This is a genomic window from Paenibacillus sp. TSA_86.1, assembly GCF_052691815.1.
Map to the genome: position 1 here is coordinate 85,959 of NZ_JBQZGE010000006.1, position 15,860 is coordinate 101,818.

General features: G+C 46.3%; 13 protein-coding genes. 4 read left to right on the forward strand and 9 right to left on the reverse strand.

Annotated features, from left to right (window positions below):
• The first annotated feature begins 118 nt into the window (after positions 1-118).
• The 3 genes from ACUTVW_RS14525 to ACUTVW_RS14535 all read left to right on the forward strand — a co-directional run bounded on the left by ACUTVW_RS14525 (position 119) and on the right by ACUTVW_RS14535 (position 3,246).
• Positions 119-1,003: a carbohydrate ABC transporter permease gene (locus ACUTVW_RS14525; protein WP_445646480.1), complete on the forward strand. Its 885-nt coding sequence runs from the start codon at positions 119-121 to the stop codon at positions 1,001-1,003.
• The gene (locus tag ACUTVW_RS14530; RefSeq protein WP_445646481.1) at positions 1,000-1,827 is read left to right on the forward strand and encodes a carbohydrate ABC transporter permease; all 828 of its coding nucleotides are present in this window, start codon (positions 1,000-1,002) and stop codon (positions 1,825-1,827) included. The genes ACUTVW_RS14525 and ACUTVW_RS14530 overlap by 4 nt, the downstream gene beginning before the upstream one ends.
• Before the next feature lie 483 nt (positions 1,828-2,310).
• Positions 2,311-3,246 (forward strand): hypothetical protein, encoded by a 936-nt coding sequence (locus tag ACUTVW_RS14535; protein ID WP_445646482.1) that lies wholly within the window; start codon positions 2,311-2,313, stop codon positions 3,244-3,246.
• 416 nt (positions 3,247-3,662) lie between these two features.
• Here ACUTVW_RS14535 and ACUTVW_RS14540 read toward each other — a convergent pair whose 3' ends face one another.
• Positions 3,663-5,171 carry an aminotransferase-like domain-containing protein gene (locus ACUTVW_RS14540; RefSeq protein WP_445646483.1) on the reverse strand — a complete coding sequence of 503 codons (1,509 nt, stop codon included), beginning with the start codon at positions 5,169-5,171 and terminating at the stop codon, positions 3,663-3,665.
• Between the two features lie 132 nt (positions 5,172-5,303).
• Between ACUTVW_RS14540 and ACUTVW_RS14545 the strand changes: the two genes are divergently transcribed.
• Positions 5,304-5,912 (forward strand): LysE/ArgO family amino acid transporter, encoded by a 609-nt coding sequence (locus tag ACUTVW_RS14545; RefSeq protein WP_445646484.1) that lies wholly within the window; start codon positions 5,304-5,306, stop codon positions 5,910-5,912.
• Between the two features lie 177 nt (positions 5,913-6,089).
• On the opposite strand, the gene ACUTVW_RS14550 is transcribed toward ACUTVW_RS14545, so the two are convergent.
• From ACUTVW_RS14550 to ACUTVW_RS14585, 8 genes are all read right to left on the reverse strand, one after another.
• On the reverse strand, positions 6,090-6,926 hold the full coding sequence (locus tag ACUTVW_RS14550) for a methyl-accepting chemotaxis protein (RefSeq protein WP_445646485.1): 837 nt from the start codon (positions 6,924-6,926) through the stop codon (positions 6,090-6,092).
• 323 nt (positions 6,927-7,249) lie between these two features.
• Positions 7,250-8,251 carry a GTP 3',8-cyclase MoaA gene (gene moaA, locus ACUTVW_RS14555; RefSeq protein WP_445646486.1) on the reverse strand — a complete coding sequence of 334 codons (1,002 nt, stop codon included), beginning with the start codon at positions 8,249-8,251 and terminating at the stop codon, positions 7,250-7,252.
• A gap of 343 nt (positions 8,252-8,594) precedes the next feature.
• Positions 8,595-11,900, reverse strand: a complete 3,306-nt coding sequence (locus ACUTVW_RS14560; protein WP_445646487.1) for an efflux RND transporter permease subunit — start codon at positions 11,898-11,900, stop codon at positions 8,595-8,597.
• 33 nt (positions 11,901-11,933) lie between these two features.
• Entirely contained in the window at positions 11,934-12,896 is a 963-nt protein-coding gene (locus ACUTVW_RS14565; protein WP_445646488.1) for a TetR/AcrR family transcriptional regulator, read from the reverse strand.
• 1,060 nt (positions 12,897-13,956) lie between these two features.
• The gene (locus ACUTVW_RS14570; protein WP_445646489.1) at positions 13,957-14,088 is read right to left on the reverse strand and encodes a hypothetical protein; all 132 of its coding nucleotides are present in this window, start codon (positions 14,086-14,088) and stop codon (positions 13,957-13,959) included.
• A 305-nt stretch (positions 14,089-14,393) separates the two neighbouring features.
• The gene (locus ACUTVW_RS14575; RefSeq protein WP_445646490.1) at positions 14,394-14,708 is read right to left on the reverse strand and encodes a DMT family transporter; all 315 of its coding nucleotides are present in this window, start codon (positions 14,706-14,708) and stop codon (positions 14,394-14,396) included.
• Positions 14,708-15,064 carry a DMT family transporter gene (locus ACUTVW_RS14580; protein WP_445646491.1) on the reverse strand — a complete coding sequence of 119 codons (357 nt, stop codon included), beginning with the start codon at positions 15,062-15,064 and terminating at the stop codon, positions 14,708-14,710. Before ACUTVW_RS14580 ends, ACUTVW_RS14575 begins: the two co-directional genes overlap by 1 nt.
• Positions 15,065-15,069: 5 nt before the next feature.
• A complete protein-coding gene (locus tag ACUTVW_RS14585) occupies positions 15,070-15,684 on the reverse strand; it encodes a TetR/AcrR family transcriptional regulator (protein ID WP_445646492.1) in 615 nt (204 codons plus the stop codon).
• Positions 15,685-15,860 lie beyond the last annotated feature (176 nt).

Consider the following 15,860-nt stretch of genomic DNA (forward strand, 5'->3'; position numbering starts at 1 on the left):
TGTCAACAAACGAGCGGTACTTTATTTCGTCACAGTCTCGAAGCAGATGAAACGGCTGGCTGAACGATCTTCGTTCCCCCGTTAACCTTCATCCGCTGTGCAAAAAGGGGGAGAAGTTATGGCTACGAATGTGTTCAAAAAGTATCTTTCACTGCTCGCGTTCACCGCGCCAGCCTTTGTAATCTATGCGATTTTTCTGCTGTATCCAACGTTCAGCGGAATGTTCTACAGCTTAACCGATTGGAATGGATTAAACCGCGACTACAGCTTTATCGGCCTGGGCAACTTCGTGGAATTGTTCAAAGAAGATCCTGACTTCCTCAACTCGCTGTGGTTTACGATGAAATATGTTATTTTTATGCTCATTCTGCAAAACGGAATTGCTTTGCTGCTTGCGGTGTTGATTGAATCACGTACTCGTAGTAAAGGTTTATTCCGAACGTTATTCTTCATGCCAAACATGATCAGTACAATCATCAGTGCATTCATGTGGACGTTCATCTTTTCCCAGGTGCTGCCGCAGCTGGCTGAGAAACTGGCGGTTTCTTTTCTCGACCAACAATGGCTCGGTGATCCGAAATTCTCCTTCTACTCGATTCTGATTGTATCGCTCTGGAACGGTGTGGGTTATATGATGATCATCTACCTGGCTGCATTGCAAGGTGTACCGAAGAGCCTTAAAGAAGCAGCGGTCATCGATGGAGCCAATGCTTTTCAAGTGCTGCGTAACGTCATACTGCCGATGATTACACACGCTGTTACGATCTGTTTCTTCCTGACACTGAATGGTGCATTCAAAGTGTTTGAGGTGGTCTATGGATTGACAGGCGGCGGCCCGGGCCGTGCTACACAGGTCATTACCATGAATATTTATGAAGAAGCGTTCTCCAACAACTTCAGATACGGCTATGCCAGTGCCAAATCAGTTGTACTGTTCGTCATTGTGCTGATCTTTACACTCATTCAGATCACCGTCATGAAGAGAAAAGAGGTGGAGGCATGAGGATGCAGCGACTGAATAACTACCTGATTCGGCTGTTATTGATTCTCGGCTCCCTGGTGGCGATGCTGCCGATCTACATGGCTGTGGTGAACTCGTTCAAAACACAGGGTGAGATGTTCCAATCGTTTATCGCGCTGCCAACCACGCTGCATTGGGAGAACTACACGGATGCATTCAACAAAATCAATCTGCTCGGCAGCTCGCTGAACTCCGCTATCGTGTCTATATTTGGCATCGGGGGCATTGTGTTCTGTGCTTCGCTTGCGGGTTACAAGCTGTCACGGACTTCCGGTCGTCTCAGCAATCTGATCTTCTTCATGTTTGTTGCTTCCATGCTGGTGCCGTTCCATTCGATCATGATTCCATTGACTCGCGTAGCAAAGGGCATGGGGGTACAAGGAAGTACTTACGGACTGGCTCTGATCTATATCGGACTTGGCGTAAACATGGCGATCTTCCTCTATCACGGGTTTGTGAAGTCCATCCCGCGTGAACTGGAAGAGTCAGCTCAGATGGATGGATGTAACGAGTTCCAGACGTTCTTCCAGATTATTTTCCCGCTGCTGTTGCCAATCACAGTGACCATTGCCATTCTGGACTTCCTGTGGATCTGGAATGACTTCCTGTTGCCACTACTGATGTTGACGGATGTGAACAAATATACGCTCATTCTGTCCACGAATATGCTATTTGGTGAGTACAATAAGGAATGGCCGTTAATTCTCTCTTCTCTGGTTCTGACAGCAATCCCGGTTATCTTGATCTATGCGTTCTTCCAAAAGTTTATTATGGAGGGCATTGCGGAGGGTGCGGTAAAAGGATAAAAGTTTATAAAAATGGTATAAGAGCTTATAGCCTTGAACTATGGATAATTCCATTAGTTCAAGGCTATTTTCAGTTGACCAACAGGTATTAGAGGTGATGCAACCAGCTATAATCGTTATGCACGAAGCGAAATCTGCAACGCTCCTCAAACGGTTAAATTCATTTTCGTGTGATGGTGAAAAACTACTTTTCTATCTGTATCACCATAACAAACTTAATTAAGAGCTGGAATATTGCTGTGAATGTGCTGTCGTTGTTTATATAACATACAAATTCCGACAAGTCTTTTAGCTATATAGTCATTTAATCTAAAACAAAGGAAAGGTAAAATTATACATGTATTAAATTACTTTTTTAGTTATTAAATGTTTTTTTGTGCCATAAAGGGGGGGAGTATATTGTTTTGATGGTTTAAAAGATTTTTGTCACATCTACTTTAGATTGTAAAGAGGTAGCATTTATTCTAAAAGGAGTTGGTGAATATGAAAAAACTTGCTAGTTTATTGATAGTTTCTCTACTGTTATTGTGTGGTCAAGCGGCATATGCGCAAAATGAGGTATCAGAAGCGGCTTTTGATAGTGTTGCCAAGAAGAAAGCACTAGCACTTGAGCATGCTGACAAATGGGTAAACCTTAGCGAAGCAGAAGTGACAAAGCGTACTTTGGAAGTTGAACAGATATTAAATGAGTTAGCTGCTGATGTGGCCTATGGTAAAATAACAGAAGAAGAAGCTAAACATAATTTGGAAAAAAATAATATCTACATGTTGGACGTTCCAAATTTAGAAAAGGAAAATGAGAATATTGGGTTATTATCTGTAGGATCCACGGATATTACTATGAATAAGGTGTGGATTACTCAGGATGCAGTTACTCGAAATTGGAATTTAACGGGAGGAGGATATTGGAAAAATACTGCTTGGTTCGATGATATGGGTTGGCAAGTATGGAGCAACAATCAAATAAGAAACTTAGGCGGGGTTGATTCTGTTGGAATTACACTATACAATACAAGTGGTTCTTATACGGGTGTCCAGGTAGTAAGTTCTTCGGGTTATGTAACCGATCACAACGGCTGGACCGAGACGCTTAATAACCCAAGTCATGGTAACGGTAAATATGGTGTTGCATTTGATTTTCAAGATAAAGTAAAGTACACGGGGGGATGTGCGAATTTTAATTGTTCCTCAGACTACTTCACTTATCTGGGCAAGGGTTTTGCAGCATCTATAACCTATAACTCAACCTTTGTAAATTACAATGGATCTGCAAGATCAATGTATGCTCATACTTGGGATAATACTACTATTAATAGTATCGGGCTTACTGGAGGCGCTGGTAATTGGGGAATCAATATGAGCTGGTCTCATTCCGCAAATAGATGGATGATTGTTAATGATTCAGATACTTCGTTCTGAATTATTAAGGGAGGTAGTAAATGACGATAACAACTTTGATTATCCTCGCAGTTATTGTTTTTGTCTTGTTTTTTTTGGTAACTATTAGATTAGTAACAAGCCTAAATCCACTTTATGTATGTCTACTAGGTATACAATTAACGTTACTAGGGATACTTCTTATAATGATCCGAGAAAACATTAATGAGGAATCCACGTTATTGTTATTATCTTCATTGTTTTTAGGTGTTGTTGGAACAGCTATACTTACAGCAGCCGTAATAAAATTCAAATCATAGTACTAGGTTGGTTTTGTGTTATTTGAAGTTAACTTTAACAAATGTACGGTTATTTCAATATAGAAGGCTAGGCTTGGGGGCTAAACACACCCCAAAGCGCTGGCCTTCTTTTATTAAGGTGGGATATGAAAACACACTCTAAGTTATCAAGCTTCGGGCGACTTCGACAAGAACTATAAGTCCGCGCTCCATCTCATCTTGCGAAGCATAGGCATAAGAGAGCCGGATATGACTCGCATCCAGCCGATCATACAGATAACCTGGGTGGATTAGAACATCAACTTCCAGACAGGCAGAGAACAGCTTACGGATAGACAAGGGTTCCGCTGTGAAACGTAGCCAGATATAGAACCCACCTTCTGGCGTTGCCCATTCTGCAATGTCATGGAAATAACGATGTAGTAGCTCCAGCATGAAGTCTCTGCGTCTCCGCAACTCGGGCCGCAGCCGTTCCATATGGCTTGTATGATGTCCATCCGCGAACCATAGAGCAGCAGCATCCTGAGCGAGTGAACTGGTGCCGTAATCCGTTTGCATTTTAATATCGGCAAGGCGGCGAATCACGGGCACAGGGCCGACAAGCCAGCCGAGACGAAGTCCCGGGCTGACCGCCTTGGAGAGTGTGCCCATATGCAGCACCCGGCCCTCCTGATCATTTGCCTTAAGTGAAGGCGGAGGAGCATGATCCAGCCACAGCTCTTGATAAGCGGCGTCCTCCAGGATGGATATGCCGGAACGGCGAGCAAGGGACATCAATTCTTGCCGGCGCTTGTAGCTCATGACGCTACCTGTAGGGTTATGGAAGCTTGGAATGGTATACAGCAGCGGTAAGGATTCGCTGCTCTGTTCACTTTTCACCATTTTTGCGGATTGGATTGCGCGTTCCAAAAGCCCCGGTTGTAGGCCCTCTTCATCCATTGCAATACCGCTCAGCTTCAATCCTGCCGATTGAAACGCATGAATGGAATAGAGATATGACGGTTTCTCCAGCAGCACAGCCGAACCACGAGGTAGCAGCCCCACGGAGATCAGATGCAGTGCCTGAAGAGAGCCGGACACGATCAGGATCGAATCAGGCGAGGCCTGAATGCCGCTGGATTGTAAGTGAACGGACAACGCTTCCCGAAGCTCCAGACTGCCTTGAGGTTCAATGTAATTGAGGGTTCGCGTACGGCTGGACATGGTCTGGAGAATTTCATTGAATGCTTCATTTGGCATCAGCTCTGGCGCAAGTTCACCTGTGCCCAGCCGAATAATGCCAGGGCGGAACTCAGCTTGATTAATCTGCTGAATCTCGGGCAGATTGGGGTAGTACCAACCTTCCTCGGCAGCTTCACTCCAGTTGGGCATGGCAGCATGAGCCATGCTGTGCCACCCGGAACCGCAGACGTAGGTTCCACCACCATGACGTCCTTCAATCATGCCAGCTGCGGTCAGGTTGTCCAGTGCAGTGACCAGTGTACTGCGGTTTACACCCATAGATGCTGCCAGCGTTCGCTGAGAAGGAAGGCGGGTTCCGGCAGACCACTCACCCGTTGTGATTTTTTGCCGGATATAGGCTTCGATCTGACGAAACAATGGCATATCAAGCGCAGGGTTGGGTTGCCAGCTGTGACTGGAAGAAACATTGGAATGTGGACGTCCCATCAGATAAGTTCACCTCTCATCAAGTTATGTACCGTTCACTATATCATTTGGTTGGGTTCGTTGCCATCCAAGTGGCTGGTTACGTCTGTCTTGATTTCATTTACGCTGAAGACAGAGATGAGGGGATGAAGAATGGATGTTTTTATTCATGCTGTGGTGCTGGCGTTTGGCCTCATATTGCCGCTGGGCGTTCAGAATGTATTTGTTTTCAATCAAGGGTTAACGCAAAAGAAAGTTCAACATGCACTTCCAGCTGTCATTACAGCCGGAATCAGTGATACATTACTGATCGGAGTCGCCGTTGGCGGCATGTCTCTCATTTTGGTGCAATGGCCATTATTGACGAATATTCTATACGGAGCAGGCAGCCTGTTTTTGCTCTATATGGCCTGGGGGCTATGGAAATCATCTGGTTCTCCGGATGAGATTCCAGTGGCGATGTCTGCGGGGCGGCAGATTGCTTTTGCCGCCTCGGTGTCCCTGCTCAATCCGCACGCCTTGCTGGATACTGTAGCAGTAATTGGCACCAGCTCACTTCAGTATGAAGGGGTGGAACGTTTATATTTTGCAACGACAACGATAACTGTATCCTGGGTGTGGTTTTTGGGGCTTGCTGGAGCAGGCAGGGTGGTCGGCAGTCATGATCGCACAGGACATCTACGGTTTGTACTCAATCGCTTATCCGCTCTGATCATGGTTGGACTTGCACTGATGATGTGTTGGAAACTCTTTTACGCTTAGACCAGGGAACACATGATCAGGGATAATGCATGAGAAGTGGCAGGATCGCGAGAGGGGGATGGGAGGGGAACGGAACGGATCAAGAAAGGGTTAATAGAAATAAGGAGGAAGTGCCCAAGCGTGGTACCCCAAAAAAACTCCCCGCATTGTAATTACGGGAAGCTCTGATGAATTCATTTATTCTGCTTTGAGAAGCATCGATTCAATGAACAATTTAAGATCCTGGCTTGTTGCGTTCAACTGATCAATAATCTCACTGAAATCGGTCACCAGCTCGGATTGTTCATTGCTGGACTGGGCAATCGAGGTGATCTCCTGCTCCATCTGCTGAATAGAGGATTGCACATCTTTGAGAGAGCGTTCGATATTCACTGTGGCTTCCTTGGTTCCGGTAGACAGTTTACGTACCTCGGATGCAACGATGCCGAACCCGGCACCTGCCTCGCCTGCACGTGCGGCTTCAATGGCTGCATTGAGGCCGAGCAGATTGGTCTGTTCCGAGATTTCACGAATAAATACGGCAACTTTGTTGACCTCACCGGAGTTTATCACTGCCAGGCGAGTATTGTCTAGAATTTGTGTAGACGAAGCAGTTAGTTGCTCGGACTGGGCAGCAACCGTCTGCACCATATCCGACAACCTGCCGCTGATACCCGTAATCAGGTCAGTAAAGTACTCCAGTTTTTCCTCGTTGCGGAGTGAAAAACCTATCGCAAGCGTACCTGCGATCTTTCCTTCATCATCGTAAAGCGGAGTGGCAGCCGAAATAATGGCCGTGCCGTAAAATTTGGCGTCAATACGATTGGCTGAAGTTTCCCCATGCACAAGTGCACGGCGCAATGTAGGGTCTTCGAGAGAGACGGGGTCTCCAGCCTTGATGCCAAGATCAAGTTCATTGCTGGGAACGTAATACCAGAACTTCTCGGTATCGGTTATGGCGATCATGATATCGTGTTCTTTCAGCATGAGTTTAAAATATGGACTTGCTGCAACGAGTGCTTCTACGATGTTCAATAAGGTCAGCTCCTATAATATGTGTGTATATAATCTTGGTGTATGTTATACATCGTCAGATGCATTGAAGAATTGTAGCCTTAATAGGGGCATGATGTCTACTTACATTTTTTCGAAGCTTTTGAATCAGTAAAGGTTTGTTAATGAGCAGTTACGATTAAAATACAACGCAAAAACAGACGGGAACATGATGTTCTCGTCTGTTTTGATATACATAATAGTACGGATCGCAACGGTCGTTTGAGATAACGGATCGGTCAGCATCCCTTCAGTCGGGATGGATTCATGTCTTCCATAATTGGAGTTAGCACGAGTTCATCCCTTTATCCACCAATCTGCGACATACGGCGCACCGTCGGAGTATGGGATTGCATCTTTTGCTCCAGTGCCATCGCCATTTCATGATTCTTCGGTTTGGTGCCGAGTGCTTTCAGGAAAAGTGCGGCCATTGCATCCGGATCATTCACATAGTGGCGAACATTGTACTCATCTGACCAATACAGGCAAGCCTTAATATGTCCATCTGCTGTAAGCCGCAGTCGGTTACAGTTGTCACAGAAGTGCTCGCTTACGGGATGGATCAGACCAAATGTGCCTTGGGAGCCAGCCACTCTCATATTGCGAGATGGGCCATTCCCGGCAGGGCCTTCGGTGTTCTCAACCGTCCAGCCAGCCTCAGCACATACGTCTGTCACTGCCTCCAGCGGCAAGTAGGATTTGCGCCAGGAGTCGGAAGCATGCCCGATCGGCATGTATTCAATAAATCGCACATGTAATGGCTGATCGATGGTCATGGCAATGAAATCCTTGATTTCATCATCATTAATGCCTTTCATCAGCACCACATTCAGCTTAATCGGTGCAAGGCCGACGGCAGTTGCCGTCTCGATGCCTTTCAGTACCTTCTTCACATCTCCACCGCGTGTAATCATGGAGAATCGGTCAGCATGCAGGGAGTCCAGGCTAATATTGATGCGGCTCAGTCCCGCATCCTTCAACGCCTGAGCCTGTTTGTCCAGCAGCAGCGCATTCGTGGTCAGCGCAATATCATCAATGCCATCGATGGCAGAGATCATGGCAACAAGCTTGTGCAGATCCTTGCGTACCAGCGGTTCTCCCCCGGTGAGCCTAACCTTGCGCATACCCATCGGGGCGAGCACTTTCAGCACTTTGGTTATTTCTTCATAACTCATAATTTCATCATGCGGAGCAAATTCCATGCCTTCCGCGGGCATACAGTACACGCAGCGCAGATTGCAGCGGTCCGTAACGGAAATACGGATGTAGTCATGTACGCGGCCAAATGAATCCTGAAGCAATTCCATGCAGACCACCCTTTCAACGGTTCAGATTGGAAATCTTCTATAGAAAATGATACGACATTTGTAAAAGTAGCAGTTGCATCAAATTTTAGCTATTTCTCCAATCCACGTCAATGATGACGTCCCGTGATAGCAATTTAGGCAGGCTGATTCCATTGAAATTGGCTGACGACTTGTTGCAGGAACAGGGTAATGGCCTCCACATCATGGGAGGATTGCCGAATCTTTAATAAAATAAAAAATGCCCCTGATCAGCCACGGGAATCATTACGGATTCCAGAACCTGGTCAGGGGCAAATCTTTGCTCGCGATCACATTTGAATCGTGGTGATTACGATAAACTGAATTAATCTACGATTTTTTTCCTTTTGAATTTCATCAGGAACTCATACACAATCGGCACGATGACAAGCGTGAGCAGTGTGGAACTGATCAGGCCGCCGATCACGGTAATTCCGAGACCTTTCGAGATGATGCCCGCGCTTTCTTCGAGTCCTGTTACCAGTGGCAGCAGGGCACCAATCGTTGCCAGAGCGGTCATCAGGATTGGACGCAGACGTGTAGCTCCTGCTTCGAGCAGCGCTTCGCGTGTTGTGAGTCCTTCATTTTCCTTATGAATAACGCGGTCGATCAATACAATGGCGTTGGTAACGACGATACCGATCAGCATCAGTGCACCCATCATAGCCGATACGTCGAGTGTACCGCCTGCGATGAACAAACCAACCATGATGCCGATCACGGTAAACGGCAGGGAGAACAGGATTGCGAATGGTGCAAGTCCGCCGCCAAACGTCACGACAAGCACAAAGTATACAATCGCAATGGCTGCCAGCATCGCCAGTCCGAGTTGCGTGAATGTATCATTAATCTGTTCGGTTGTACCGCCAAATTTCACTTCAACCCCATCCGGCAAGTCTAGCTTGTCGATGTTGGCTTTCAGGTTCTGCGAAGCTTTGGTCACATCGGAAGCCAGAATGTTAGCTGTCACCTGTACAACGACTTTACCATCAATACGCATGATGGAGTTCGGTGAAGTACCTTCTTCGACTTTGGCTACATCCTTGATCGGAACCTGGATGCCCAGTGGAGAAGTTACCGTTTCATTTTCAATATCCTTAATACTGCTGAACGTTTTATTGTCCGTTTCTACATAGACTTTGTAAGTTTTGTTGTCGATGTCCACTTCCGTGAGAACCGGACGTTCCCGTACGGGACTCAGTGCCATCGCCAGTTGACCTGCGGTAAGACCGAGCTTGCTCAGCTTTTCTTGATCGGCGACCAGAGTAGATTGACCGTAAGTGTCGGAGATGGTGGTACCTGCTTTTTCAAAAGAGTCCTTTTCCGCCTGAACCAGTTTCAGGACTTCTTCGGCTACAGGTTTCAACTGCTCCACATTGTCGCCATAGATGGACAAGCTCAATTTGCTGCCACCGAATCCGCCGGACATGTCCAATTCATTCCACTTACCTTTGGTCACTTCTTTTTGCAAACCTTCAACCAGCTGTTTTTTCACATCGGTGAAGTCTTTCGTATCCTTGTTATATTGAATGTAGAAGAGTGCAGAGTTTCCACCGCCTCCACCCATGCTGGCGAGCGGGTTACTGCCGCCGATGGAATATTGCATTTTCTCCAAACCTGGCTGTTTCAATAACCATTTCTCGGCAACCAGTGCTTCTTTTTCTACATCTTCACGAAGTGAGCCGGTTTCAGGGCTGTAGGTGATCGTTACGAATTTATCCTTTTGTTCTGGCAGGAAGCTCGTACCGACGAATGGATACAGGAACAAGCTGCCGACTAACATGAGAACTGCAATGACAACGGTAATGATTTTGTGAGAGAGCGTCCAGTTTAACAGGCGTTTGTAGCTTTCAGCCAGTTTGCCTGGTTTCTCTTCATGATTTTGTTTATTCTTGATCCCTGTGCGGAACAGGCTGTGTGCCAGCATCGGAACGATAGTGATCGCAACCAGCAGGGATGCCAGCAAGGCGAATACCATCGTTAAGGCAAATGGCATGAACAGCTCTCCGACCATACCGCTAACGAGTGCCAGCGGCAAGAACACTGCAATCGTCACAATGGTGGACGAGAGAATTGGAATAAACATCTCGCGAGTAGCTTCGCGAACCAGTTCACGGCCTTTCAGCTTCTCGTTTTTGAGTGTTAGTCTGCGATAGATATTCTCGATAACAACGATAGAGTCATCGACAACCCGCCCGATGGCAACGGTCATTGCTCCGAGTGTCATCATGTTTAAGGTAATGTCCATCAGGTTGAGCGCCGTCAGTGCCATGAGCAAGGAGAGCGGAATCGAGATGATGGAGATGATTGTTGAACGGATGTTACGCAGGAAGAGCAAGATAATCAGAATTGCGAACAGGGCGCCAAATAAGGCTTTGCCCAGCATCGTGTTCACGGAATCCTGAATAGGCTGGCCTTGGTCAAGCAGGATCGTCAGTTCTGCATTTTTAAATTGCTTTTGCAGTTCTTCGGCTTTGCTTTTGACCTGCTTAACCACGTCCACCGTATTGGCATCATTGGATTTCACGATGGAAATACCGATGGATTCCTTGCCGTTCGTACGGGAGATGGACTCGGCTTGACCGATGACCTCAATCTTGGCAATGTCGCTCAGTTTCACGGTCGGGATTCCAGCTGCATTAGCAGCACCTGCGGCGCCAGATGGGTTTGCTGCAGCGTTGCCGCTACCCGCTTGCCCGGCAGCAGGATTGGACCCTTGCGCTTGGGCAGCACCGGCTGCTCCTTGCCCGGCTTGAGCCGAAGGATCAGCAGTTTGACCTGTGGCTTGACCGGCTTGAGTACCGCCACCTGGGCTTGCAGCAGCGCCAGCGCTTTGGCCGGCGGAATTATCCGTGCCTTGATTTGCACCAGCGCCAGCTCCGCTTGGGACAACGGGAATCGCCAGATTTTTCAGATCATCCAGACCGACGATATTGCCGTCAACAACAACGGCTTTCTGAGATTTATCCAGTTGGAAGAGGCCGAGAGGTACACGAATGGATGAACCTTTCACGATCCCGTTCACGGTATCTTCGCTTAGACCGAGTTCAGCCATTTTGGCTTGATCGAACTTTAATTGTACTTCTTTGACATATTGACCGGACACTTGGACTTGAGCTACACCGTCGATATCTTCAAGTGCAGGACGGATATCTGATTCCACAAGTCTTGTCAGTTCTTCGAGATCTCCGCCGTCCTTGTCGGACAGACTCAGAGATACAACGGGGAATGAGTTAATGCTGAATTTGGAGATGGTTGGTTTCTGCACGCTGTCAGGCAATTGTACCTCGTTCAGCGCTTCACGAACCGTAGCGGTTGCGTTGGTCAGATCGGTTCCATAGTTGAATTCAAGCGTGATGGACGCTGCATTCTCCATGGAGGTAGAGGTGACGGTCTTCACGCCATCGAGGTTGCGCAGCTTTTGTTCCAGCGGCTTCGTAACATCCTCCACAATACCTTCCGGAGCAGCGCCCGGATCAATCGCTGTGACATTCAGAAACGGTACATTGATGTTCGGGATAGTCTCCTGTTTCATCGTCATTCCGCTGTACAAACCCGTGAATGAGATGATGATGGTCAGAATCCAGATCGCAAACTTGTTGTTCAGTGAAAAGTTAATAATCCCTTTCATACGTTGGTTTCTTCTCCTCTCGGTTTCTCCTGTTTATGTGTGTGACGAGTCAGCCTGGATAAACCGGTTATACATGGTATCCATAATATGCTGAAGCTCGGAGTGCAATGGTTCAAGGATGGTTACACCTTCCAGGTTACGCATCATGCCAAGGATGATGGCGCGTCTTGGGGTGAACTCCATGATCTCCTGTCTTAGTATGGCGATGGTCTCAAGTACATCATTCCGTGATTGACCGGCAGGCTGCTCGCTTGAAGCGATATCCTGCATTTCTTTCAGAATATGGACGGGATGCCGCAGCATAGCTGCATCTGGTTGGGGCTCGGCAATCCAGGCAGGCCACTGGTCCAGAGGAATAAGCGGTTCTGGCCGATGCTGGAGGCAGCCTTGGGCTGCATAATCCATCATCTGCAAGAGATGGGTTGCCATCTTATTGACCGTAAGGGAAGGCATTTCGGTAAACCAGATTTTGACGTACGACAGGAAAAGCCCATGCGTCAGCAAGATAAGATCAATCGTATAGGGTTCGATCTCGGAGCCGTATAGATCCTCCAGTTTGCTTTTGAACCAATGCAGTGTACGAATCTCAATATCTCTTTGCTGAGGTGTGCAGTGCTCCTTGCGCTGCTGTTCATCATCCATCATCATGCTGCGTAGCTGGATACGTAAAAATTCTTTCAATTCGGCGACATGGGTCAGCAGCACCTCAATTTGTTTATGTAGCCGCTCTCTGAAGGTCAGGCTGGATTCATTCTCAATCTGGGACATCTCGTCCAAAAGAATGTACAAGCAATACTCCAAGGTACTGGCTTCCAGTTCTTCTTTGGATTTGAACATCAGATATAAGCTGCCTTTGGACATGCCGCATAACTCGGCAATCTCCTGCATGGAGGTAGCGGCACTGCCCTTGGCAGAAAACAGCTTGAGCGCTGTGGTGATGATCAGTTTCCTTTTTTCGTTCATCCCATGGATCGGGTTCATTAAGTTTACGTTCACCTCACTGGGAACTCTTGAGTTCTTGAATTGACTTTATGGTCAAACTAAGTATAAACGATGTGAATGAGGGATTACAAATGTGCAGGTGTAGGAGGCAAAGAGAGCTGCAACATGAGTTGGGAGATGAACTGAAAAATGAATTGAAAAATGAATTGAGAAAAGAACAGCAAAAAGAAGTGAGAAATGAACTCTGAATGAATTGAGAAAAGAACTGAGAAAAGAAAGTACCTTATACCAGCCGTAAAGCTGTACGTTGTACTTTTGGAGAGTGGGTGGAAGAATGCATAAAAGACGCATCAAAAACGCATCAATACTTCAAGAACGCTTCAAGGACCACTCAAGAACATATCGAAAATTTATTCTAACGATCACAGCGGAGCTTATTTGGACAATACACATCCTTTTGAAATTCTAACGATCACCAGAAGCCTTATTTTGCAGAAAACACAGTCTAAACGTCCATTTTCGCATCAAAATCCTTAAATAAGCTCTCCTGTGATCGTTAGAAATATAAAGCCTGTAATTTGGCCCAAATAGCGTTACTGGTGATCGTTAGAAATAAAATGCATGAACCGCGCTACTTCGAAAAGGTAAAGAGAGAAAAAAACGAAGGAATATCGAATGAAGGAAAGTAAGCCAAGCCAAGCAAAACAATAGAAGGTAAGTGAAGTGGTAGAGTGGAAGTGAAGTGAAGTGAAGTGAAGTGAAGTGGAAGTAAAGTAAAGTAAAGTAAAGTAAAGTAAAGAGGGAAATGCGGCGAAAGCGAAGGAGAGTGCGAACAGGAAGAAATGAAAGTAAACTAATGTAAATTAAAATAGATTAGATATCAAATCAAAACTAAAGAAGGTAGTACAGTTCGATAAAAGAAATTAAAAGTAAAAAAGGAATAAATGAAAATCCAAGCAAAGCATTGCGAGTCTAAACAAAAAGAGCAAGTAAAGGGAAGAGAAGATGAAAGAAAAGAGAAGAGAAGGAAATAAAGGGCATAAAGTGAAGTGGAATGAAGTTAAGTTTAAGTAAAGAAATAGAAAAGGAAAAGACAGGCAAGCAGATTATGTACTTATGTTCCTCCCTGGAAATCGTATATAGCGAGCATGATGATCACTGCAAGGAAGAAGAGATAGAAGAGTGCCAGCGTTATTAAAAACGAGTATCCGGTAAATGCACTGATACGTGCCAACCATTTCTTCATCAAGAAGTGCCCTCCTTCATTCCAATGAGCTAGTGACAAGGTTTGCTTGCCTATTACATTATACCCCAAATCGCCTGTTGCACTTAAAAAATTCACCTGAAATTTGTAACTACACAAACGTAACTACACAAACGTATCTACACAAACGTAACTACACAAACGTAACTACACAAACGTATCTACACGAATCTACATATACAAACTTACTTAAACAATCATACCTACAAAAAAGACGACTCCCCGAGTGAAGTCGCCTTTTTGCCTGAATTCAACAATTTCCATTATATTGCATGGTGTTCATTACGTTACGTAACGATTTTTAATCCTACAGCTGCTACCAAAATCATCGCAATGAACAACAGCCGCTTCGCTTCTTTTCGTTCACCAAACAGAAGCATGCCTGTCACCGTACTTCCTACTGTACCAATTCCTGTCCATACCGCATAGGCCGTACCCATAGGAATAGATATCATGGCGTAAGACAACAGCGAGAAGCTGAATACAAACGATACCAGCATCAGGAAAATATAAGGCCAGCCCTTCCGTGTGGAAGCCCCGTTAATGCCGATGACCCCAAAAATTTCACAAATCCCTGCACCTACAATCGCAAGCCATGCCATTAGACGATACCTCCTTTAACCTGTGGCTTCTGGTTTTCCTGCTGATCCGTAACGAGCTTCAGCCCAATGACACCGCAGAGCAGCAGTCCGATCAGCAGCATTTTAACCAAACGGAACGGCTCACCAAACAGCAGCATTTCGGTCAAAACCGTACCGGCTGTACCGATCCCCGTAAACACGGCATAGACCGTACCGACAGGCAACCGTTTGGCAGCAGCAATAATCAAGCCGAAGCTAATAATAATGGCGAGTCCTGTGAGTGACCATTGCCAAGCGTTCGAAGCGTGTTTTAGTCCGCTAACCCAGACAATCTCAATAATGCCTCCTACAAAAACGTATAACCAGTTGCGGTTCATGATGTTCAATCTCCTTCTGGCACATTAGAGCGTGCCTTTTCATTCAAGCTGTGTATGCCATTCCAAAAGACAGGCCAGGAAGCATCGAGCCGTCTCCTATACCTGCGTGAGCTTCCGTAAATAATCTCAACCGTGATGCCATCGAGAAAGGTCATAAATGCAATAGCGGCCTGCTCGGCAGGAATAGGGGGAAGATGCCCTTCGCGAATCGCTCGCTGCAATTGCCTGGACAATGCACGTTCCATACCGTCCAGAAATGGATACACCAGATCCATCACTTGGCTGTACAGATCAGGCGGTGGGTAATAACAGTTGCGCAGCATCAGCCTCGCAGAGGCATGATCCTGATACTCCTGCTCAAACCACGTCATCATCCCCCGCAAACGTGCTTCCAGCGGCATATGGGCGTGATCGCGGAAATATTCCAAGGTATGTCGCCGTACTTCATCAAATGCATGATCCAGCGTGTGCATAAACAAGTCTTCTTTGCAGCTAAAATGCGCGTATATCGAGGGTTTCTTAATCCCGACTTCATCAGCTATCGCTCTCAAGGAAGCCCCTTCATAGCCGTCTCTGGCAAAATGAAACAGGGCCGCGTCCCGGATGGTATAAGCAGTCATTATATTCACCTTCCTAACGGTCGTTAGGTAATATCTTTTCACACATTACATCCTCTGTCAAGACAGTACAGAAAACAGAAAATACACCCGCTGCACATAAGAAGTGCAGACGAGTGTATTAGATAAAGGATATGTTGTGACCTGAACTCGCTACATGGGTTGCGATTGCTCGCTAT